The 20,837-nt window shown below is 72.9% G+C and carries 17 protein-coding genes; 6 read left to right on the top strand and 11 right to left on the bottom strand.

What is annotated here, in order from left to right:
• Nucleotides 1–55: 55 nt before the first annotated feature.
• Entirely contained in the window at nucleotides 56–3,775 is a 3,720-nt protein-coding gene (locus tag ACF07N_RS13390) for an ABC transporter ATP-binding protein (protein WP_392111886.1), read from the bottom strand.
• Nucleotides 3,776–3,917: 142 nt separating this feature from the next.
• Here ACF07N_RS13390 and ACF07N_RS13395 point away from each other — a divergent pair, with 142 nt between their 5' ends.
• Nucleotides 3,918–4,283, top strand: coding sequence for a hypothetical protein (locus ACF07N_RS13395; RefSeq protein ID WP_392111889.1), 366 nt, complete (start codon nucleotides 3,918–3,920; stop codon nucleotides 4,281–4,283).
• Here the strand turns inward: ACF07N_RS13395 and ACF07N_RS13400 are convergent, their stop codons facing one another.
• On the bottom strand, nucleotides 4,284–5,249 hold the full coding sequence (locus ACF07N_RS13400; RefSeq protein WP_392111892.1) for an esterase-like activity of phytase family protein: 966 nt from the start codon (nucleotides 5,247–5,249) through the stop codon (nucleotides 4,284–4,286). It abuts the gene before it with no gap.
• 58 nt (nucleotides 5,250–5,307) lie between these two features.
• Nucleotides 5,308–6,156 (bottom strand): serine hydrolase, encoded by an 849-nt coding sequence (locus tag ACF07N_RS13405; RefSeq protein ID WP_392111895.1) that lies wholly within the window; start codon nucleotides 6,154–6,156, stop codon nucleotides 5,308–5,310.
• Nucleotides 6,157–6,514: 358 nt separating this feature from the next.
• Here ACF07N_RS13405 and ACF07N_RS13410 point away from each other — a divergent pair, with 358 nt between their 5' ends.
• Together ACF07N_RS13410 and ACF07N_RS13415 are read left to right on the top strand one after the other, a co-directional pair.
• Nucleotides 6,515–7,117 (top strand): hypothetical protein, encoded by a 603-nt coding sequence (locus tag ACF07N_RS13410; protein ID WP_392111898.1) that lies wholly within the window; start codon nucleotides 6,515–6,517, stop codon nucleotides 7,115–7,117.
• Nucleotides 7,118–7,200: 83 nt separating this feature from the next.
• Nucleotides 7,201–7,608, top strand: coding sequence for an ATP-binding protein (locus ACF07N_RS13415; RefSeq protein WP_392111901.1), 408 nt, complete (start codon nucleotides 7,201–7,203; stop codon nucleotides 7,606–7,608).
• Nucleotides 7,609–7,664: 56 nt separating this feature from the next.
• Here the strand turns inward: ACF07N_RS13415 and ppk2 are convergent, their stop codons facing one another.
• The 5 genes from ppk2 to ACF07N_RS13440 form a co-directional block, all read right to left on the bottom strand.
• Nucleotides 7,665–8,675, bottom strand: a complete 1,011-nt coding sequence (gene ppk2 / locus ACF07N_RS13420; protein WP_383582203.1) for a polyphosphate kinase 2 — start codon at nucleotides 8,673–8,675, stop codon at nucleotides 7,665–7,667.
• Between the two features lie 31 nt (nucleotides 8,676–8,706).
• Entirely contained in the window at nucleotides 8,707–8,949 is a 243-nt protein-coding gene (locus ACF07N_RS13425) for a DUF6411 family protein (RefSeq protein ID WP_383339690.1), read from the bottom strand.
• Nucleotides 8,950–9,048: 99 nt separating this feature from the next.
• Nucleotides 9,049–10,746: a thiamine pyrophosphate-binding protein gene (locus tag ACF07N_RS13430; RefSeq protein ID WP_392111905.1), complete on the bottom strand. Its 1,698-nt coding sequence runs from the start codon at nucleotides 10,744–10,746 to the stop codon at nucleotides 9,049–9,051.
• On the bottom strand, nucleotides 10,743–11,723 hold the full coding sequence (speB, locus tag ACF07N_RS13435; protein WP_053674033.1) for an agmatinase: 981 nt from the start codon (nucleotides 11,721–11,723) through the stop codon (nucleotides 10,743–10,745). Before speB ends, ACF07N_RS13430 begins: the two co-directional genes overlap by 4 nt.
• A gap of 56 nt (nucleotides 11,724–11,779) precedes the next feature.
• The gene (locus ACF07N_RS13440; RefSeq protein WP_392111908.1) at nucleotides 11,780–13,246 is read right to left on the bottom strand and encodes a sodium:solute symporter; all 1,467 of its coding nucleotides are present in this window, start codon (nucleotides 13,244–13,246) and stop codon (nucleotides 11,780–11,782) included.
• Between the two features lie 136 nt (nucleotides 13,247–13,382).
• Here ACF07N_RS13440 and ACF07N_RS13445 point away from each other — a divergent pair, with 136 nt between their 5' ends.
• Both ACF07N_RS13445 and ACF07N_RS13450 read left to right on the top strand, forming a co-directional pair.
• The gene (locus ACF07N_RS13445; RefSeq protein ID WP_392111911.1) at nucleotides 13,383–14,861 is read left to right on the top strand and encodes a PucR family transcriptional regulator ligand-binding domain-containing protein; all 1,479 of its coding nucleotides are present in this window, start codon (nucleotides 13,383–13,385) and stop codon (nucleotides 14,859–14,861) included.
• 116 nt (nucleotides 14,862–14,977) lie between these two features.
• Nucleotides 14,978–15,766, top strand: coding sequence for a phosphatase (locus tag ACF07N_RS13450; RefSeq protein ID WP_383328219.1), 789 nt, complete (start codon nucleotides 14,978–14,980; stop codon nucleotides 15,764–15,766).
• A 278-nt stretch (nucleotides 15,767–16,044) separates the two neighbouring features.
• Here ACF07N_RS13450 and ACF07N_RS13455 read toward each other — a convergent pair whose 3' ends face one another.
• The 3 genes from ACF07N_RS13455 to ACF07N_RS13465 all read right to left on the bottom strand — a co-directional run bounded on the left by ACF07N_RS13455 (nucleotide 16,045) and on the right by ACF07N_RS13465 (nucleotide 19,125).
• Entirely contained in the window at nucleotides 16,045–16,929 is an 885-nt protein-coding gene (locus ACF07N_RS13455) for an acyl-CoA thioesterase (protein WP_383328222.1), read from the bottom strand.
• Nucleotides 16,930–16,974: 45 nt separating this feature from the next.
• The gene (locus tag ACF07N_RS13460) at nucleotides 16,975–18,132 is read right to left on the bottom strand and encodes an acyl-CoA dehydrogenase family protein (RefSeq protein WP_383328225.1); all 1,158 of its coding nucleotides are present in this window, start codon (nucleotides 18,130–18,132) and stop codon (nucleotides 16,975–16,977) included.
• Nucleotides 18,133–18,531: 399 nt separating this feature from the next.
• Entirely contained in the window at nucleotides 18,532–19,125 is a 594-nt protein-coding gene (locus ACF07N_RS13465) for a TetR/AcrR family transcriptional regulator (RefSeq protein ID WP_392111916.1), read from the bottom strand.
• Nucleotides 19,126–19,210: 85 nt separating this feature from the next.
• Between ACF07N_RS13465 and ACF07N_RS13470 the strand changes: the two genes are divergently transcribed.
• Nucleotides 19,211–20,827, top strand: a complete 1,617-nt coding sequence (locus ACF07N_RS13470; RefSeq protein WP_392111919.1) for a carboxyl transferase domain-containing protein — start codon at nucleotides 19,211–19,213, stop codon at nucleotides 20,825–20,827.
• The last annotated feature ends 10 nt before the right edge of the window (nucleotides 20,828–20,837 follow it).

The following is a 20,837-nucleotide window of genomic DNA, read 5'->3' on the forward strand; positions in this document are numbered from 1 at the left end:
CGCATGACGTATGTCGGATGGTTGCACGGGCGTTACGGAAACGCGGTCCCGGGTCTCAGCGGGACGCGCCGACCGGCTCCTCCGGCTCGGCGGCGCCGATGAACGTCCGCCACAGCTCCGCGTACCGGCCGCCGCGGGCGAGCAGTTCCTCGTGCGTGCCGTCCTCGGCGACCCGGCCGTGGTCCATGACGACGACCCGGTCGGCGCGGGCGGCGGTGGTGAGCCGGTGGGCGACGACGAGGGTGGTGCGGCGGCCCGCGATCCGGTCGGTGGCCTGGTTGACCTGGGCCTCCGTGGCCAGGTCCAGGGCGGCGGTGGCCTCGTCGAGCAGCAGCACGTCCGGGTCGACCAGCTCGGCCCGGGCCAGGGCGATCAGCTGGCGCTGCCCGGCGGAGAGGTTGCGGCCGCGCTCGGCGACCTCGTGCAGGTAGCCGCCCTCCAGCGTGGCGATCATGTCGTGCGCGCCGACGGCACGGGCCGCGGCCTCCACCTCGGCGTCGGTGGCCTCGGGACGGCCGTAGGCGATGGCGTCGCGGACGGTGCCCTGGAAGAGGTACGCCTCCTGCGGGACGACCCCCAGACGGTGCCGGTACGAGGTGAGGTCCAGGGTGCGCAGGTCGGCGCCGTCGACGGTGACCCGGCCGCCGGTCGGGTCGTAGAAGCGGGCCACGAGCTTGACGAGGGTGGACTTGCCCGCGCCGGTCTCGCCGACGAACGCGACGGTCTGCCCGGCCGGGATCCGCAGGTCGACCCCGACCAGCGCCTCCTCGTCGTCCCCGTACGCGAAGTGCACGTCCTCGAACGCGATCTCGCCGCGCAGGGAGAGGACTTCGCGGGGTTCGTCGGCGGACTTCGTCGACGTCGGCTCCCGCAGCAGCTCCTGGATGCGGCCCAGCGAGACGGACGCCTGCTGGTAGCCGTCGAAGACCTGGGAGAGCTGCTGCACGGGCGCGAAGAACAGGTCGATGTAGAGCAGGTAGGCCACCAGGGAACCGATGGCCAGCGTGCCGTCGTCGACCCGGGCCCCGCCCACGATCAGCACGGCCGCTGCCGCCACGGACGACAGGAACTGCACGAACGGGAAGTACACGGAGATCAGCCACTGGCCCCTGACGCGGGCCCGGCGGTAGCTGTCGCTGCGCTCGGCGAACCGCCGCCCGCCGTCGCGCTCGCGCCGGAACGCCTGCACGATCCGCAGCCCGGACACCGACTCCTGGAGGTCGGCGTTGACCGCCGACACGCGCTCGCGGGCCAGTTCGTACGCCTTCACGCTCGCCCGGCGGAAGAACCAGGTGGCGAGGATCAGCGGCGGCAGCGTCGCGAAGACGACCAGGGCCAGCTGCACGTCGATGACCAGCAGGGCGACCATGATGCCGAAGAAGGTGACGACCGAGACGAACGCCGTGACCAGGCCCGTCTGCAGGAACGTCGACAGCGCGTCCACGTCGGTGGTCATCCGGGTCATGATCCGGCCGGTCAGCTCCCGCTCGTAGTAGTCGAGACCGAGCCGCTGGAGCTGGGCGAAGATCTTCAGACGCAGGGAGTACAGCACCCGCTCGCCGGTGCGTCCGGTCATGCGGGTCTCACCGATCTGGGCGGCCCACTGCACGGCCACCGTCAGCAGCGCGAGCAGCGCCGCCGCCCACACCGCGCCGAGCGCGGCCTGCGTGACGCCCGAGTCGATGCCGTGCCGGATCAGCACCGGCAGCAGCAGGCCCATGCCCGCGTCGGTGGCGACCAGGGCGAGACTGATCAGCAGGGGCAGCCCGAAGCCGCGCAGCAGCCGGCGCAGGCCGTAGGACTCCTCCGGCTGGACGGCCCGGGACTCGTCGACGTCCGGCACGTCGGTGGCCGGGGGCAGCGCCTCGACCTGGGCGAGCAGCTCGGGGGTGGCGGGGCTCTCGGTGAGGGCCGGGTCCTTGCGCTCGCGGTCGCCGGTCCACAGCCGGGGCGTGACCCCGCGCTCGGCGTCGAACTCGGCGTCCAGCTCGTCCCGGACGGAGGTGTCCTCCTCGGGGCAGGCGGGCGGGGTGTGGCCCGGGGAGACGGCGCCCAGTTCGTCGGGGTCGGTGAGCAGGCGCCGGTAGAGCGCCGAGCGCTCCTGGAGTTCGTCGTGGGTGCCGATGTCGGCGAGCCGGCCGCCGTCCAGGACGGCGATGCGGTCGGCGAGGTTCAGGGTGGAGCGGCGGTGGGCGATCAGCAGGGTCGTGCGGCCGCGCATGACGCCCTTGAGCGCCTCGTGGATCTCGTGCTCGACGCGGGCGTCCACGGCGGAGGTGGCGTCGTCCAGGACCAGCAGGCGCGGGTCGCTGAGGATGGCGCGGGCCAGGGCGACGCGCTGGCGCTGGCCGCCGGAGAGGGTCAGGCCGTGCTCGCCGACGGTGGTGTCGTAGCCCTCGGGCAGCTCGGCGATGAACCGGTCGGCCTGGGCGGCGCGGGCCGCCTTCTCGATCTCCTCCTGGGTGGCGTCCGGGCGGCCGTAGGCGATGTTGTTGCGGACCGTGTCGGAGAAGAGGAACGAGTCCTCCGGGACCAGTCCGATCGCGGCCCGCAGCGACTCCAGGGACAGCTCGCGCACGTCGTGCCCGCCGACCAGGACGGCACCGCGGGTGACGTCGTAGAAGCGCGGCAGGAGCAGGGAGACGGTGGACTTGCCGGAGCCGGAGGAGCCGACGACGGCGAGGGTCTCGCCGGGGCGGATCTCGAAGGAGAGCCCGTCGAGGACCGGGCGGCCGTCCTCGTAGCCGAAGGAGACGTCGTCGAACTCGACGGTCGCGGGCGCGTCGGCGGGCAGCTCCCTGGTGCCGTCGGTCAGGGACGGCTCGGTGTCGATCAGCTCCAGGACCCGCTCGGTGCCGGCGCGGGCCTGCTGGCCGACGGTGAGCACCACGGCCAGCATGCGGACCGGGCCGACCAGCTGGGCGAGGTAGGTGGAGAAGGCGACGAACGTGCCGAGCGTGATGTGCCCGCGCACCGCCAGCCAGCCGCCGAGCGCCAGCATCGCGACCTGGCCGAGGGCGGGCACGGACTGCAGGGCCGGGGTGTAGACGGAGTTCAGGCGGATGGTGCGCAGCCGGCCCGCGAAGAGCCTGCGGCTGACGTCGCGGAGCTTGCCGGTCTCCTGCTCCTCCTGCCCGAAGCCCTTGACCACGCGCACGCCGCTGACGGCGCCGTCGACCACGCCCGCGACGGCGGCGGCCTGGGCCTGGGCGTACCAGGTGGAGGGGTGCAGCCGGGTGCGGCTGCGCTTGGCGATCCACCACAGGGCGGGCGCCACGGCCAGGGCGACCAGGGTGAGCGGCACCGACAGCCACGCCATGATCACCAGGGAGATCAGGAAGAGCATGAAGTTCCCGATGGTCATCGGGAGCATGAACAGCAGGCCCTGGATCAGCTGCAGGTCACTGGTGGCGCGGCCGACGACCTGGCCGGTGGACAGCTCGTCCTGGCGGCGGCCGTCGAGCCGGGTGATCGTGCCGAACATCTCCGTCCGCAGGTCGTGCTGGACGTCGAGGGCGAGACGGCCGCCGTAGTAGCGGCGGACGTAGGCGAGGACGTAGACGATCAGGGCGGCGCCGACGAGCAGGCCGGCCCAGGTGGTCATGTCCCTGGTGTGGTCGGTGATGACGTCGTCGATGATCACCTTGGTGATCAGCGGGACGAGGGCCATCACGGCCATGCCGGCGAGGGAGGAGCCGAGGGCGAGGACGACGTCCTTGGGGTGGCGCCACGCGTACGCCCACAGTCGTCGTGCCCATCCCCGTTTCGCTGTCACGCCGGTGCCCTCCATCCGTCCTGATCTGCCGGAAGGCACCAACGCCCCGGGCTGCGGATTTCATCCCGCGCCGGTCCTTTCCCGACCTGCGACCGAGGAACATCCGTCCGAGGACGTAGGTCCGCGCTAAGGTCGTCCGATCATGATCCTCTCCCTTGTGCAGCCGGGACGGCGGCCGCGCTTCGCCGCGGCCGAGGCCTTGGTGAGCCTGTGCGCCGCCCTGTGCTGGCGCGTGCTGGCCTTCGCGATGTATGCGGAGGGCTACGACCTGGATCCGAGCGCGCCGCGCCAAGTGTCCGGCGAGGCGGAGATCGCCCGCCTGGCGCTGCTGCTCGCCGCCTCGGTCGCGGTGACGTGGTCGCTGCGGCTGCTGCCCTGGCCGCCGCTGCGCACCGCGGTGGACGCCTGCGCCGTCGTGCGGCTGGGCGCGGTGCTGGTGCTGTCGGCGGTGCTGGCCGTGGCGCTGCTCACCGGGGTCCGTGTCCCGCTGCTGGGCTGGGAGATGTGATCACAGGCGTACCCGCAGGGCGTAGAAGCGGGTCGTCTGGGCCGGGTTCTCGTTGTCGTCGCTGGCCAGGACGACCTTCAGGCGGCCCCCGTCGCGGCCGGTGACCGTCATGGCCTCGATGTTGTCCAGGAGCGGGTTCGGCTGGGGCTGCCTGGCCGTGGCTCCCAGGGGCGGGCAGGTCACCAGGTCGGTGAGCAGTCTCTTGCGCATGCCGTGGCGCGGGTCGGCCAGGTAGAGGCGGACCGTGTTGCCGACCCCGGCGGTGAAGCCGCGCTCCAGGACCAGGAGACGGCCGTCTGGGGTCGCCCGGATCTCGGGGACGCCGAGGCCGGGGTCGGTGCGGTAGGTGTACTGCGCGCCGAGCCGGAAGCCGGAGCCGTGACGCCGCCAGGTCTGCAGCCGGACCGTGTCGGCCGGGTCTCCGGCCAGCGGGTACTCCATGGACGCGACGAGGGTGCGGCCGCCGGGCAGCAGGGTCAGGCCCTCGAAGGTGCCGTTGGGCCGGCCGCGGCCGGCGGGGGACACGCGCAGCTCCTCCGGGACCGGGAGCCGGTCGAGGATCGCGCCGGTGCGGGAGTGGCGGCGTACCGACGGCTCGGTCTCGGAGGACACGAGATACGTGCCGTCCCGGTCCACGACCAGGCCCTCGGAGTCGAGTGCGGCCCCGTTCTCGTCGGACAGGGGGAGCACGGCCCGGGGCCGCAGCGTGCGCGCGTCCAGGCGGAAGAGGGCGGAGCGGTCGGAGAGGGCGGCCAGGGAGCCGTCCCGGTCCACGGCGAGCGCGGAGAGGTTGCCGACGACGGTGTTCTCGTACGTCGTCTTGTCGAGCGCGTCGGAGAAGTGGTCGAGGGACACGGACGGCGAGCAGGCGTGGGACGCGGACGCCTGGGCGGGGCCGGCGGCGGTCAGGCACGTGGCCGCCGCCAGCCCCGCCGTGAGGAGGGCGAGATGGGTTCGCAAGGGCATGGGCGTCACCGTAGGGCGGACCGGTGACGCCCGGTGGGCGGTGCGGTGAAGCCCCGGCTCAGCTCGCGGCCAGGTCCCGGTGGATGACCTTGGCGACCGCCTGGATGGTGGCGATGCCGTAGTTCATCGTGCTGTTGCCGTGCGTGAGGACGGTCATCGTGTAGTCGTGGCCGCCGCCCTTGAAGGCACCGATGCTGTGCACCCGCCAGCCGTTCGTGGAGCGCTGCAGCCAGCCGTTCTTGACGGCGACGGTGACGCCCGCGGGCACGCCGTACGGGGTTCCCCAGCGCTGGGACGAGACGACCTGGCTCATCAGCTTGAGGATGTAGGCGCGGGAGTTGTCGCTGAGGACCGTGTTCTTGCCGGTGATGAGCTTGAGCAGCTTCTGCTCGTCGGTGACGGTGATCTGGGTCAGGCCCCAGTAGCCGTCCGCACCGGGCTTGGTCTGGGTCATGCCGGCCGCGGCGAGGAAGCCCTTGATCTTCGTCATGCCGAGCTGCTTCCACAGGGTGGAGGTCGCGGCGTTGTCCGACTTGGTGATCATGGCCTTCGCGAGGGTGTTCTCGCGGTCGGTGAGGTACCGGTTGTTCCTCTTCGCGTCCCACAGCAGCGTGGCCAGGACGGTGACCTTGACGACACTGGCCGAGTCGTAGGCCGAACTCGCGCGCAGGGTGCACGTCGTGTTGGTGCTGCGGTCGTGGAGGCCGACGGCGACGGTTCCCTTGCGGGTGGCGAGCGCGGCGGTGATGTCGTTCTTCAGCTTGGTGGCCAGGCCGGCCTTGGCCGAGGTGCAGGTCACGGCCGGGGTGGCAGCGGCGGCGGGCGTGGCGGCGACGAGCGGCACGAGCACACCCGTGCCCACGGCCGCCGCCAGCACTCTCGCGCGGCGGGATATCCCAGGAGTCATGCACGTGTTGACTCGCGAAGGCCGGGCCATGGTTGTAGGCCCTGCCCAAGGCTTGAGCGATTCGTTACCGGGCGCGGTGCGGTGGCACGGACGGCACGGCGGTCGAGGGGAGCGACTACAGCAACAGCACGAACTCCGGCGCGAGTTCGCGGCCGGACGCGGGTACCCCGGCGCAGCCGGACCAGCCGGCGCTCCACCGCCTCGACCCGTCCGACGTCGGCCGACGCCCCGCCCCGAGCCGTCGCGGCCCGGCGAGCGGCCCCCGTCCCTCGGTCCGGGGCCGTCGCGCCGTCCCCGATCATGGACACCGGCGTCCGGCGAACGTGAAGGGAAGCACAGGGTGGGCTACTGCCTCGAGATGAGCACCGGCGACATGAGACCGGTGGTGCGGTTGCTCACCGCGGTGGAGCGGACCGAACGGCAGGAGCGCACGCTGGCCCGGATCCGCACCGAGTGCGAGCGCACCGACGCCCGCTTCGCGGAGCAGGGCATCGCGCTCGACGTCTCCATCACCCGGGCCCTGGACGAGCTCGCCGAGGGCGCCCCGAGCACCGGCCTCTGCCCCGCGTACAGCTACGCCTTCTACCAGGTCGTCGCGGCGCACTTCTCCGCCCCGGCCGACCTCGGCGCCTGGCGGCGCCCTGCGTGGTTCTCCACCCTGGACGACGAACTGGCCCGGCACGGCGTCCCGTCCGACCTGCTGCCCGGCACGTTCCTGTTCAGCGGCCCGCCCCTGCGCCTGCCCCACCCGGGGGACGCGGTCCCCGCCATCGGCACCCTCCCGGCCCGGCGGGCCGCCGCCCTCGCCGCGGCCTACGCGTCCGTGCTGGATCGCCTGGACCCCGAATTCCGGGACGCGGCCCGCCGGTTCGCCGACGTCATGCGGGGCGAGGCGCGGGAGTGGGAGAGCGCGTGCCGGCGCGGGGCGAACCCGGACACGCTGCTGTTCTGGTTCCACTGACCCGGCGCCCCGATGTCTGGTGGTGCGGACCCCGGGTACCCGTCGGGGGCACGCATCGGGACCGAGGGAGATGAGGTCGGGCGGTGGCGGTGAAGGCGATGGGATGGGCGCATTCGTTCCCCATGTCCGAGGGGGTACGGGCCGGCCGGGAGTGGACGCGTGAGCGTCTGGCGTCCCTGCCGTGGGCCGAGACGGAGCCGGACACGGTGGACTCCGTCGTGCTGGCCGTCTCCGAACTGATCACCAACGCGCACGTCCACGCGCACAGCGACGCCCACCTGGTGCTCACCTGGGACGGCGACTGCCTCCATGTGAGCGTCCACGACGAGGACCCGACGCTGCCCCGCCCGCGCCGCTCGGAGCCGGGGGACGTCGGCGGCCGGGGTGTGGCGATCGTGCAGAAGCTCGCCGACGAGTGGGGCATGCGCTGCCAGCGGCACGGCAAGTCGGTCACCGCGTGCTTCCGCCCCGCCGAGACCGCCACCGAGTGACACCCCGTCCGGGGTGGCCCCGGACGGGGGAGGCCCCGGACGGGGAAGGCGGAGCGTCAGCCGGTCTGCGGGTGCCGCCCGGGGCCTTCGGCTCCGGCGGACAGCGGAGTGGGTGACAGGGTGGTGTCCTCCTCGCCCGGCTCCAGAAGGGTGTCGGCGGCGCCGACGATGAGCGGGTCGGGAGTGCCGACCGCCTCACTGTCCTTGTTGGCGTAGTCGATGCGCGACAGCAGGCTGCGCATGGTCTCCAGCCGGGCACGCCGCTTGTCGTTGCTCTTGACCACGGTCCAGGGGGCGTGCGCCGTGTCCGTGGCACGGAACATGTCGACCTTCGCCTCGGTGTAGTCGTCCCACAGGTCGAGCGAGGCCAGGTCGGTCGGGGACAGCTTCCACTGACGCACCGGGTCGACCTGCCGTATCGCGAAGCGGGTGCGCTGCTCCGAGCGGGAGACGGAGAACCAGAACTTCACCAGCAGGATGCCGTCGTCGACCAGCATCCGCTCGAAGGCCGGGCACTGGTCGAGGAACAGCTCGTACTCGTCCTTGGTGCAGAACCCCATGACCCGTTCCACGCCGGCCCGGTTGTACCAGGAGCGGTCGAAGAAGACGATCTCCCCGGCCGTGGGCAGGTGCGCGATGTACCGCTGGAAGTACCACTGGCCCGCCTCGCGCTCGGTGGGCTTGTCCAGGGCGACCACGCGGGCACCGCGCGGGTTGAGCCGCTCGATGAACCGCTGGATCGTGCCGCCCTTGCCCGCCGCGTCACGCCCTTCGCACACGACGACCACGCGGGCGCCGGTGTCCTTGACCCACCGCTGGAGCTTGAGCAGTTCGATCTGCAGGATGCGCTTGGTGCGCTCGTACTCCTTGCGGCTCACCTTGCGGTCGTACGGGTAGTTCTCCCGCCAGGTGCGGATGGGACGCCCGTCGGCGTCCAGGACGATCGGCTGCTCGCGTCTGCTGTCGTCGACCGTGAGCCCGTCGAGCAGCTTGTCGGCGTCGTCGGCGCGCTCGGCGTTCCCGGTGTCACCGGCGTTCCCGGTGTGACCGGCGTTCTCGGCGTTCATCTCCGTGCTCCCCGCTCGGCCCGCGCGCCGGTCAGAACGGCAGGCGGCCGCGGGTGCGGCGGCCGGCCGAACCGCTGCGGCTCACCGCGCGGGAGCTGGTGTGGAAGGGCTTGCTGAACAGCCGGCCCAGAGGACCGGGCGCCTTGCCGCCGGCCCGGGCCCCGGCGCCGAGCGTGCGCTGGGTGCCGCGTTCGGGACGGCGGGAGAGACGGGGGACGAGGAAGGCCAGGACGGCCAGGACGACACACACGGCTATGACGGCTGCGATTGCCATGATCTGCTCCCCTTCGCTGGTCGGCGGATACACAGGTGCCCCGTCCTGGGGCTCCCATGTGAGGAGCGGGCGACTCCGCCCGGCCGGTCCGGCCGCCGCTCAGTCCGCCGCTCGGTCCAGGTGCGTCGGCGCGAACATCCGCAGCACCGCGGGGAGCACCACCACCGAGGGCCCGGGTGTGCGCAGCGCCTTCGCGAGGTCCTGCTCCAGGTGCTCCGGGGAGGTGCGCACCCCGGGGACGCCGAAGGACTCGGCCAGGGCCACGTAGTCGGGCCGGGTCAGTTCCGTCGCGGTGGCCTCGCCGAACGCGTCGGTCATGTACTCGCGCAGGATGCCGTAGCCGCCGTCGTCGACGATCAGCCAGGTGACGTCCAGGCCGTACTGGCGGGCCGTCGCCAGCTCGGCGATCGAGTACAGGGCGCCGCCGTCGCCGGAGACGGCGAGGACCGGCCGGGTCGGGTCGGCCGCCGCGGCGCCGAGCGCGGCCGGGAAGGCGTAGCCCAGGCCGCCCGCGCCCTGGGCGGAGTGCAGGTGATTGGGGCCCTTGGCGTCGAAGGCCGACCAGGCCCAGTAGGCCAGGATGGTCATGTCCCAGAAGGACGGGGAGTCGGCCGGCAGCGCCCTGCGCACCGAGGCCAGCACGTCCTGCTCCAGGGTGAGGTCCTGGGCGGCGATGCGGTCGGCGACCTTGGCCAGCACCTCGCGGACGCGGTCCGCCGCCGTCGCGTCCTCGCGGGGCGGCACCGTCTCCAGCAGGGCCTGGAGGGCGAGGCGTGCGTCGGCGTGGATGCCGAGGGCGGGGTGGTTGGACTCCAGCTTGCCGAGGTCGGCCTCGATCTGGATCATCCGGCCGCGCGGCTTGAACGTGTGGTAGTTCGAGGAGAGTTCGCCGAGACCCGAGCCGACGACCAGCAGGACGTCGGCGTCCTCCAGGAAGTCGGTGGTGTGCCGGTCCTCGATCCAGGACTGGAGGGAGAGCGGGTGGTTCCAGGGGAACGCGCCCTTGCCGCCGGGCGTCGTGACGACGGGGGCCTTGAGCCGCTCCGCCAGCTGCCTCAGCTTGCCCGAGGCGTCCGCGCGGACCACTCCCCCGCCCGCGATGATCGCCGGGCGGGAGGCCTGCGACAGCAGGTGCGCGGCGACGGCGGTGAGCTCGGGGCGGGGCGGCAGCTCCTCGGGGAACGCGTCGCCGCCCGTCACCACCGGGATCGCCGTGCTCGCGAGCAGCACGTCCTGCGGGATCTCCACCCACACCGGCCCGTGCGGGGCGGTCAGCGCCGACTTCCAGGCCGCCTCGATCGCGGAGGGGATCTGCGACTGGGTGCGCACGGTGTGGACGGACTTCACCACGCCCCGGAACGAGGCCGCCTGGTCGGGCAGTTCGTGCAGGTAGCCGTGGCGGCCGCCGCCCAGGCCCGCGGTCGGCACCTGGCTGCTGATCGCCAGCACGGGCGCGGAGGCGGCCGCCGCCTCCTGGAGCGCGGCGAGGGACGTCAGCGCGCCCGGCCCGGTCGACAGCAGCAGCGGCGCGGCCTCGCCGGTGATCCGGCCGTAGGCGTCGGCGGCGAACCCGGCGTTGTTCTCCACGCGCAGGCCGATGTACCTGAGGTCGGAGCGGCGCAGCGCGTCGAACATGCCGAGCGCGTGCTGGCCGGGCAGGCCGAAGACGGTCGTCGCGCCGAGGGCGGCCAGGGTCTCCACGACCAGGTCTCCGCCGTTGCGGCCGTCCGGAGGGTTGAGGGCGGCCTCCGTCTGGGCGGGCGTCGGGCGGAGCACCAGGTCGTGGTCGTGGGTCACTTGGCTTCCGAGTCCTTCCGGGCCGCGGCGATCTGGCGGGACATGATCGTGGTCAGTTCGTACGCCGTGTGGGAGGCGGCCACCGACGTGATCTCCGCGTGATCGTACGCGGGGGCCACCTCGACGACGTCCGCCGAGACCAGGTTGCAGGACGCCAGGCCGCGCAGGATCTCCAGCAGCTCGCGCGAGGTCATGCCGCCGGCCTCGGGCGTGCCGGTGCCGGGGGCGTGGGCCGGGTCCAGGCAGTCGATGTCGATGGAGATGTACAGCGGCCGGTCGCCGATGCGCTGGCGGAGCTGGTCGGCGACCTCGTCGGCGCCGCGCCGGTAGACGTCGGCGGAGGTGACGATGCCGAAGCCCATCTTCTCGTCGTCGGTGAGGTCCTGCTTGCCGTACAGCGGGCCGCGGGTGCCGACGTGGGAGAGCGCCTCGGTGTCGAGGATGCCCTCCTCGACCGCGCGGCGGAACGGGGTGCCGTGGGTGTACTCGGCGCCGAAGTAGGTGTCCCAGGTGTCCAGGTGGGCGTCGAAGTGCAGCAGGGCGACGGGGCCGTGCTTCTTCGCGACCGAGCGCAGCAGGGGCAGCGCGATGGTGTGGTCGCCGCCGAGGGTCATCAGCCGGGCGCCCGTGCCGAGCAGGTCGTCCGCGGCGGCCTCGACGGTCTCCACGGCCTCGTTGATGTTGAACGGGTTGACGGCGATGTCGCCGCCGTCCGCGACCTGAGCCAGGGCGAACGGGGAGGCGTCCTGCGCCGGGTTGTACGGGCGCAGCAGCCGGGAGGCCTCGCGGATCGCGTTGCCGCCGAAGCGGGCGCCCGGCCGGTACGAGACGCCCGAGTCGAACGGCACGCCCACGACGGCGACGTCGGCGCGGCCGACCTCGTCCAGCCGGGGCAGCCGGGCGAAGGTGGCGGGGCCGGCGTACCGCGGGACGCGGGAGGAGTCGACGGGGCCGCGGGGAGTCTCGTTGCTGCTCATGGAGAAATGCCTTCTTTCCTACGCTTCATCGCGTATGTACTGCTTGCCCTATGACTCTACTGGGACGCCGGGACCGGTTCGGACGCGAGTTCGGGGGACCGGCCCGCGAGCCGCTCGCGCCAGGCGGCCAGCACGGCGGCGTCGGTGGCCGGAGTGGCCAGGGAGACGGCCACGTACGCGGCGAGCGAGGCGAGCAGGCCGTAGTAGACGGGCTCGTTGGCGAGGATGCCGTGGGTGGCCATCAGCACCACGACCGCGACTCCGCCGACCACCACGGAGGCCAGGGCGCCGTACACGGTGCCGCGCTTCCACACCAGGCCGCCGAGGATCGGCACGAGCAGTCCGCCGACCAGGAGGTTGTAGGCGACGGTCAGCGCCTCCACGACGTCGTCGATCGCGATGGCCGTGCCGATCACCGCCAGGCCCATGATCAGGATGAAGGCCCGGTTGCCCTTGACCTCGTCGTGGTCGCCGGCCGGTGCGCTCCGGCCGATCCCCCGCAGCCGCGACCAGATGTCGTTGTTGGCGACGGTGGCGCAGGCGATCAGCGCGCCGGACGAGGTCGACATCACGGCGGCCAGCGCGGCGGCGAGCACCAACCCGCGCACCCCCATGGGCAGTTCGTCCTTCACGATGGTCGCGAAGGCGTCGTCCGGGCTGCCCAGCTTCGGGTACAGCACCTTGGCGGCCGTGCCGATGACCGCGCCGGCGAGGGCGTAGGCGAGGCAGTAGCTGCCGGCGATGGTGCCGCCCCACTTCGCCGTGCGGTCGCTGCGGGCGGTGAAGACGCGCTGCCAGATGTCCTGCCCGATGAGCATGCCGAACGTGTAGATCAGCACGTAGGTGAAGATCGTCTCGCCGCCGATGCCGAGCGGGTCGAAGTACTCGGTGGGCAGCTGTGCCTTCATCTCGGCGAACCCGCCCGCCTTGACGACGGCGATGGGCAGCAGGAGCAGCAGCACGCCGATGGTCTTCACGACGAACTGCACCATGTCGGTCAGCGTGATCGACCACATGCCGCCGAGGGTCGAGTAGGCGACGACGATCGAGCCGCCGAGGACGATCGCCAGCGTGCGGTTGATGTCGAACAGGACGTCGAAGATCGTGGCGTAGGCGATGGTCGAGGTCACCGCCAGCATCAGCGTGTACGCCCACATGACCAGCCCGGAGATGACCCCGGCGCGGCCACCGCCGTAGCGCAGGTCGAGCATCTCGGAGACGGTGTAGACCTTCAGCCGGGCGATGCGGGCGGAGAAGAAGACGGACAGGGCCAGCAGGCCCAGGCCGATGGTGAAGACCATCCAGGCGCCGGACAGGCCGTACTGGTAGCCCAGCCCTACACCGCCGATGGTGGAGGCGCCGCCGAGGACGATCGCCGCCATGGTGCCGGAGTACATGGCCGGGCCCAGGCGGCGCCCGGCCACCAGGAACTCGCTCTTGGAGCGGGCGCGGCGCATGCCCCACCAGCCCATGGCCAGCATGCCGGCCAGGTAGACGACGATCACGAGGTAGTCGACGGCCATGGGGCCTCCTTCGCACGCGCTCGCTCGCTCGCCCGGGGACGAGGGGGACGAGGACTGACCCTAGGTGGCCGGAAAGCGACTGCGAAGTGTACGTTTCATCCATTCGAGGCGGCCGTGGATGGAGGGAACGCACACCATGCCGGAGCCCGCCGTCCCCCCCACCCCGCCGGTGGCGCTGGACGCCCTGCTGGCCCGCGAGGATCTGGCGCTCACGCAGATCGCCGGACCGCCCGCCGCCGGCACCGCCGTCCACTGGGTGCACACCTCGGAGATGGCCGACCCGTACCCGTATCTGCTGGGCGGGGAACTGCTGCTCACGGCGGGTGTGCACATCCCGGAGGCGGCGGGGTCGGGGACCTACTTCGACGACTACGTGGCCCGGATCGTCGCGGCGGGCGGCGCGGCCCTCGGCTTCGGGGTGGCCCCGGTGCACGACACGGTGCCGAGGGCGCTGGTCGAGGCCTGCGAGACGCACGGCCTGCCGCTGCTGGAGGTGCCGCCGCAGACCACCTTCTCGGGCGTGGCCCGCGCGGTGTGGCAGCTGATGTCCCGGGCCCGCCTGTCGGAGCTCCGCCGGGTGACCGAGGCCCAGCAGAGCCTCGCCTCCGCCGCGTCCCGCCCCGACCCGGTGCCGTCCGTACTCCGGCAGCTCGCCCGGCGGCTGGAGGGCTGGGCGGTGCTCCACGGACCGGAGGGTGCGGTGGTCGCGGACGGCGGACGGGAGCCGGGCGGCGAGGCACGCGAGGCCCTCGCCCGCCTGGCGGAGGTGGTGCGGCCGCCGGGGGACGAGGCCGGGCGCCCCGCACCCACCTCCGCCACGGACACCGTCGCCGGTACGCACCTCGCCGCCTACGCGCTCGGCGCCGGGGCCGGATGCGTGCTCGGGGTCGCCGCCCCGCGGCGGGCGGCCGGGGACCACACCATCGCCTCCGTCGCCGCCGTGCTGCTCACCCTCCTCACCGGGGAGCAGCAGAGCGGCACGGGCACGGCCCGTTCGGCGGCGCTGGTACGGCTGCTGCTGGGCGCGTCCCCCGAGGACGTCGCCGGGCTGCTCGGCGGCGGACGCTGGCTGGTCGTGCACGCGCGGCCGGAGCCGGACGGCGCCCCCGGCCCGGTGGCCGCCTCCGCCCTCGGTGCCGCGCTCGGCTCCGCCCTGGTCGATCCGGCCGGCGACGTCGTCCGGGTGCTGGTCCCGGCCGGCCGGGAACCCGCCCCGCAGCCCGGCTGGACCCTGGGCGTCAGCGCCGCCGTCACACCGTCCGACTGGAGCCTCGCCGACACCCAGGCCGCGCGCGCCCTGGCCCGGGCCCGCGCGACCCGGGCCCCGCTGGTCCGGCACAACGCCCGCCCCGCCCTGGCCGACCTGGTGCCGGGCGACGAGGCGACGGCCCACGCCCGGGCCCTGCTCGCCCCCGTCGCGGCGCACCCCGCGCTCACCGAGACCCTGCGCACCTGGCTGTCCCTGCACGGCAGCTGGGACCGCACGGCCGTCGCCCTGTCCGTGCACCGCAACACCGTCCGGCAGCGCGTCGCCCGCTGCGCGGCCCTGCTGGAGACGGACCTCGACGACCCGGACGCCCGCATGGAACTGTGGTTCGCGCTGCGGCACGTCTGAGTACGCGAGCGGGGCCGCCGTGAGTACGTGAGCGGGGTCCTGCCGAGTACGTGACGCACGTCCCAGCGCTCGATACGCCAGGGACGCCCATGGCGAGCTGCCTCACAATGGATGCCATGCCGATATCCGGGACACCCAGCCGCGCCGAACTCGTCGAGCACCTCGTCAGGACGCGCATCGCGGGCGACGTCGCCACCCCGCGCGAGAACAACCTCTCCCACTACCGCAAGCTCGCGAACGGCGACCGCCACTACTGGCTCGGCCTGGAACTCGGCGACCGCTGGACGGACGAGCAGGACGTCCTCGCGGTGATGGCGGAACGCGTCGGCGTGAACGACGACCCCGGGCACCGGTACGGCCAGGACACCATCGACCCGGAGCTGACCGTGGCGGGTCTGGAGCGGATGGCCGGGCGGCTGCGCAAGGCGGCGGACGGGCAGCAGCGGGTCCTCTTCGCCACCGGCCACCCCGGCGGCCTGCTCGACGTGCACCGCGCGACCGCGCAGGCCCTGCGCGCGGCCGGCTGCGAGATCGTCGTCATCCCGGACGGCCTGACGACGGAGGAGGGCTACGTGATGCAGTTCGCGGACGTGGCCGTCCTGGAGCACGGCGCCACCCTCTGGCACACCCACTCGGGCGAGCCGATGAAGGCGATTCTGAAGGCCCTGGAGCGCCAGGGCCGCCCGCTGCCCGACCTGGTCGTCGCCGACCACGGCTGGGCGGGCTACGCGGGACAGCACGGCGTGGACGCGGTGGGCTACGCCGACTGCAACGACCCGGCCCTGTTCCTCGCCGAGGCGGAGGGCACCGTCCAGGTCACGGTGCCCCTGGACGACCACGTGGTCAGCCCCCGCCACTACGACCCGATGACGGCGTACCTGCTGGCGGAGGCGGGGCTCGGCTAGGGCCGAGCCGGGCCGACCGGGCGAGTGCGAGGCCCGGGGGGGGCGGCGTACCCGCCTGCGGAGGCGGGGCCCGGGAAGGACCGGGCCGGCGCGTGCCAGGCCGGAGAGGCCGCGTACCCGCCGGCGGAGGCGGGGCTCAGCCGGGCCCGGACCCGGGCCCGGCGCGTGCCAGGCCGGAGAGGCCGCGTACCCGCCGGCGGAGGCGGGGCTCAGCCGGGCCCGGACCCGGGCCCGGCGCGTGCGAGGCCGGGGCGGTGGGCCCGCCCGGTCAGTCCGGGTCAGGCCCGGGCGCGCGGGACGCGGACCACGCCCTCCTGGATCACCGTGACGGCCAGCCGCCCGTCCTGCGTGTAGATCCGGGCCTGCCCCAGTCCGCGGCCGCCGTACGCGGACGGGGACTCCTGGTCGTACAGCAGCCACTCGTCCGCGCGGAACGGCCGGTGGAACCACATCGCGTGGTCCAGCGACGCCCCGACGACGTCCCCCACGGCCCAGCCGCCGCGCCCGTGCGCGAGCAGCACGGAGTCGAGCAGGGTCATGTCGGAGACGTAGGTGGCGAGGACGACGTGCAGCAGCGGGTCGTCGACCTCGCTGTCGAGCTTGCCGTTGGTGCGGAACCACACCTGCGAGTGCGGCTCGCGCGGCTCGCCGAACTGCCCGTAGGGCGGCTCGTCGACGTACCGCAGGTCGACGGCGGCCCGGGCCTCCAGGAACCGCTCGACCACCTCGGGGTCGAGATGCCCGTAGCCGCGCAGCCGCTCCTCGCCGGTCGGGAGCGTGGCGGGGTCGGGCGAGGCGGGCATCGGCGCCTGGTGGTCCAGCCCGTCCTCCGCGACCTGGAAGGACGCCGACAGATGGAAGATCGGCTTGCCGTGCTGGACGGCGACGACCCGGCGGGTGGTGAAGGAACGGCCGTCCCGGATCCGGTCGACGGTGTAGACGATGGGCGCGCCGGGGTCCCCGGGGCGCAGGAAGTACGCGTGCAGCGAGTGCGCGGCCCGGTCGGCGGGGACGGTGCGTCCCGCGGCGACGAGTGCCTGGGCCGCGACCTGCCCGCCGAAGACCCTGGGGACGACGGCGGAGCGGGACCGGCCACGGAAGATGTCCTCCTCGATCTGCTCCAGGTCGAGCAGATCGAGGAGGTCCTGTAGTGCCTGGCTCATGGGGTAGTTGTACCGGCCAGTGATCGCGTGACGGTGTCGGGGGCCTTACAGGCCCATGTCCTTGGCGATGATCGTCTTCATGATCTCGCTGGTGCCGCCGTAGATGCGGTTGACGCGGTTGTCCGCGTACAGGCGGGCGATCGGGTACTCGTTCATGTAGCCGTAGCCGCCGTGCAGCTGGAGGCAGCGGTCGATGACGCGGTGGGCGACCTCGGTGCAGAACAGCTTCGCGGAGGCGGCCTCGGCGGGGGTCAGCTCACCGGCGTCCAGGGCCTCGGTCGCGCGGTCGGCGACGGCCTCGGCGGCGTCCACCTCGGCCTGGCAGGCGGCCAGTTCGAACTTGGTGTTCTGGAAGTGCGCGACCGGCTTGCCGAAGACGGTGCGCTCCTGCACGTACTGCTTGGCGAACCGGACGGCGGCCTTGGCCTGCGCGTAGGCGCCGAAGGCGATGCCCCAGCGCTCGGAGGCCAGGTTGTGGCCGAGGTAGTAGAAGCCCTTGTTCTCCTCGCCGAGGAGGTCCTCGACGGGCACCTTGACGTCGACGAACGCGAGCTCGGCCGTGTCGGAGGTCCTCAGGCCGAGCTTGTCGAGCTTGCGGCCGACGGAGTAGCCCTCGGACTTGGTGTCCACGGCGAACAGGGAGATGCCGTGGCGGCGGTCCTCGGCGGTGGGCGCGGAGGTGCGGGCGCAGACGATCACGCGGTCGGCGTGCACGCCGCCGGTGATGAAGGTCTTGGCGCCGTTGAGGACGTAGTGGGTGCCGTCCTCGCTCAGCTTGGCGGTGGACTTCATGCCCGCGAGGTCGGACCCGGTGCCCGGCTCCGTCATCGCGATGGCCCACATCTCCTCACCGGAGACGAACTTCGGCAGGTACCGCTTCTTCTGCTCGTCCGTCGCCAGCATCTTGATGTAGGGCAGGGCGAGCAGCACGTGCACGCCGGAGCCGCCGAACTGGACACCGGCGCGGGCGGTCTCCTCGTACAGCACGGCCTCGAACTTGTGCGTCTCCAGGCCGGCGCCGCCGAACTCCTCCGGCACGTTGATGCCGAAGATGCCCAGCTCACCGAGCTTGTAGTAGAAGTCGCGGGGCGCCTGGCCCGCCGCGAACCACTCGTCGTACACGGGTACGACCTCGGCCTCGATGAAGGCGCGGATGGTCTCCCGGAACGCCTCGTGATCCTCGTTGAACACCGTACGGCGCACGCCGCCACCTCCACGACATCATGTCTAAGCGCTTGCTCAGCCCAAGATACCGGCGAGTATTGGAGGAATCCAGGGTGGGGGTGGGGTGGCGCTCGTCACGGTGGGGGGGGTGACCGGGGGGCGTCGCTTGCCGGGGGTGCCCCGGGGTGGGGGCGGAGGCGGCTCGGGGCGCAGGACGCGAAGCCACCGCCGGGATCTGGAGGCGCGAGGCTCGAAGCCCCCGCCGGGATCTGGGGCGGAGCCCCGAGGCGAGGGCGGCTCACATCCAACCGTGTCGGGTGGGCGGGTGGGCAAACTCCGGGGGTGCAGGGGCGAAGCCCCGCCGGGGTCCGGGGCGGAGCCCCGAGGGCGGGCCTCGATCCCGACCGTGTCGGGGGGGGTGGGTGGGCAAAGGCCCCCTCAGACCCCCGCCGCCGCGAACGCCCCCCGCGCCATCCGGTGCAGCAACTCCGCCGTGGCCGCCCGCCCGGGCAGCCCCCCGCCCCTCCCCAGGTGCGGCGTCGAGTTCAGCAGCCCGAACACCGAGTGCACGGCCGACCGCGCCGCGGGCTCCCCCAACCCCGGGTAGACCTTCCGCACCACCCCGACCCACAGCTCCACGTACTGCCGCTGCAGCTGCCGCACCATCTTCCGGTCGCTGTCCCGGAGGCGATCCAGCTCCCGGTCGTGCAGGGTGATCAGAGGCCGGTCGTCCAGCGCGAAGTCGATATGGCCCTCGATCAGTGAGTCCAGCACTCTCTCCGCCCCGCCCCCGTCCGCCTCGGCCACCCTCCGCTTCGCCCCGGTCAGCAACTGCCCGCTGATCCCCACCAGCAGCTCCGCGAGCATCGCGTCCTTGCCCGCGAAGTGCCGGTACAGCCCGGGACCGCTGATCCCGACCGCGGCGCCTATCTCGTCGACCCCGACCCCGTGGAAGCCCCGCTCGGCGAACAACCGCGCGGCCTCCTTGAGGATCTGCTGACGGCGGGTGGGGGCGTCGGTTCTCGTGGCCATGAATCAATTCTAGACAGGGAGGTTAGCGGTCGTTAACCTGAAGGAAATGCGTTAACGCTCATTAACAAGTGAGGGGACCCGCAGGATGCACGAGGCACCGGAGCTCACGAGCGCGGCAGACCCCGCGTCGGAGGCCTTTCGGGCCAACGAGGAGGCGCACCGCACCCTCGTGGAGGAGCTGCGCACCAAGCTGGCCGCGGCCGCACAGGGCGGTGGCGAGAAGGCCCGCGCCCGCCACACGGCCCGCGGCAAGCTGCTCCCCCGCGACCGCGTCGACACCCTCCTCGACCCCGGCTCACCCTTCCTGGAGCTGGCCCCGCTCGCGGCCGACGGGATGTACGAGGGGCAGGCCCCGGCCGCGGGCGTCATCGCCGGCATCGGCCGGGTCAGCGGCCGCGAGACCGTGATCGTCGCCAACGACGCCACGGTCAAGGGCGGCACGTACTACCCGATGACCGTGAAGAAGCACCTCCGCGCCCAGGAGGTCGCCCTCGACAACCGCCTCCCCTGCGTCTACCTGGTGGACTCCGGTGGCGCGTTCCTGCCCATGCAGGACGAGGTCTTCCCCGACCGCGACCACTTCGGCCGGATCTTCTACAACCAGGCCCGCATGTCCGGCGCCGGCATCCCCCAGATCGCCGCCGTCCTCGGCTCGTGCACGGCCGGCGGGGCGTACGTCCCGGCGATGAGCGACGAGGCGGTGATCGTGCGCAACCAGGGCACGATCTTCCTCGGCGGCCCGCCCTTGGTGAAGGCGGCCACCGGCGAGGTCGTCACGGCGGAGGAGCTCGGCGGCGGCGAGGTGCACTCCCGCGTCTCGGGTGTCACGGACCACCTCGCGGAGAACGACGCGCACGCCCTGCGCATCGTCCGCACGATCGTCTCCACCCTCCCCGCCCGCGGGCCCCTCCCCTGGGAGGTCACCGAGCCCGTCGAGCCCAAGGTCGACCCGCACGGCCTCTACGGCGCGGTCCCGGTCGACCCGCGCACCCCGTACGACGTGCGCGAGATCATCGCCCGGGTGGTCGACGGCTCCCGGTTCGCCGAGTTCAAGTCCGAGTTCGGCCAGACCCTGGTCACCGGCTTCGCCCGGATCCACGGCCACCCGGTGGGCATCGTCGCCAACAACGGCATCCTGTTCGCCGAGTCCGCCCAGAAGGGCGCGCACTTCATCGAGCTGTGCGACCAGCGCGGCATCCCGCTGGTCTTCCTGCAGAACATCTCGGGCTTCATGGTCGGCAAGGACTACGAGGCGGGCGGCATCGCCAAGCACGGCGCCAAGATGGTCACGGCGGTGGCCTGCACCCGCGTACCGAAGCTCACGGTCGTGGTCGGCGGCTCCTACGGCGCGGGCAACTACTCCATGTGCGGCCGGGCGTACTCCCCCCGCTTCCTGTGGATGTGGCCCAACGCCAAGATCTCGGTCATGGGCGGCGAGCAGGCCGCCTCGGTCCTCGCCACGGTCAAGCGCGACCAGCTCGAAGCCCGCGGCGAGTCCTGGCCCGCGGAGGACGAGGACGCCTTCAAGGCGCCCATCCGCGCCCAGTACGAGCGCCAGGGCAGCGCCTACTACGCGACGGCCCGCCTGTGGGACGACGGTGTCATCGACCCGCTGGACACCCGTCAGGTCCTGGGCCTGGCCCTGACCGCCTGCGCCAACGCGCCCCTGGGTGACCCCCAGTTCGGCGTCTTCCGGATGTGAGGGGACGGAC

Source organism: Streptomyces sp. NPDC015242 (assembly GCF_043079125.1).
Taxonomy (GTDB): Bacteria; Actinomycetota; Actinomycetes; order Streptomycetales; family Streptomycetaceae; genus Streptomyces.

Coding starts and splice junctions, on each gene's coding strand:
- ACF07N_RS13395 (WP_392111889.1), top strand. CDS start 3,918: ATGATCCTCTCCCTTGTGCAGCCGGGACGGCGGCCGCGCTTCGCCGCG.
- ACF07N_RS13400 (WP_392111892.1), bottom strand. CDS start 5,249: ATGCCCTTGCGAACCCATCTCGCCCTCCTCACGGCGGGGCTGGCGGCG.
- ACF07N_RS13405 (WP_392111895.1), bottom strand. CDS start 6,156: ATGACTCCTGGGATATCCCGCCGCGCGAGAGTGCTGGCGGCGGCCGTG.
- ACF07N_RS13410 (WP_392111898.1), top strand. CDS start 6,515: ATGAGCACCGGCGACATGAGACCGGTGGTGCGGTTGCTCACCGCGGTG.
- ppk2 (WP_383582203.1), bottom strand. CDS start 8,675: ATGAACGCCGAGAACGCCGGTCACACCGGGAACGCCGGTGACACCGGG.
- ACF07N_RS13425 (WP_383339690.1), bottom strand. CDS start 8,949: ATGGCAATCGCAGCCGTCATAGCCGTGTGTGTCGTCCTGGCCGTCCTG.
- speB (WP_053674033.1), bottom strand. CDS start 11,723: ATGAGCAGCAACGAGACTCCCCGCGGCCCCGTCGACTCCTCCCGCGTC.
- ACF07N_RS13440 (WP_392111908.1), bottom strand. CDS start 13,246: ATGGCCGTCGACTACCTCGTGATCGTCGTCTACCTGGCCGGCATGCTG.
- ACF07N_RS13445 (WP_392111911.1), top strand. CDS start 13,383: ATGCCGGAGCCCGCCGTCCCCCCCACCCCGCCGGTGGCGCTGGACGCC.
- ACF07N_RS13450 (WP_383328219.1), top strand. CDS start 14,978: ATGCCGATATCCGGGACACCCAGCCGCGCCGAACTCGTCGAGCACCTC.
- ACF07N_RS13455 (WP_383328222.1), bottom strand. CDS start 16,929: ATGAGCCAGGCACTACAGGACCTCCTCGATCTGCTCGACCTGGAGCAG.
- ACF07N_RS13465 (WP_392111916.1), bottom strand. CDS start 19,125: ATGGCCACGAGAACCGACGCCCCCACCCGCCGTCAGCAGATCCTCAAG.
- ACF07N_RS13470 (WP_392111919.1), top strand. CDS start 19,211: ATGCACGAGGCACCGGAGCTCACGAGCGCGGCAGACCCCGCGTCGGAG.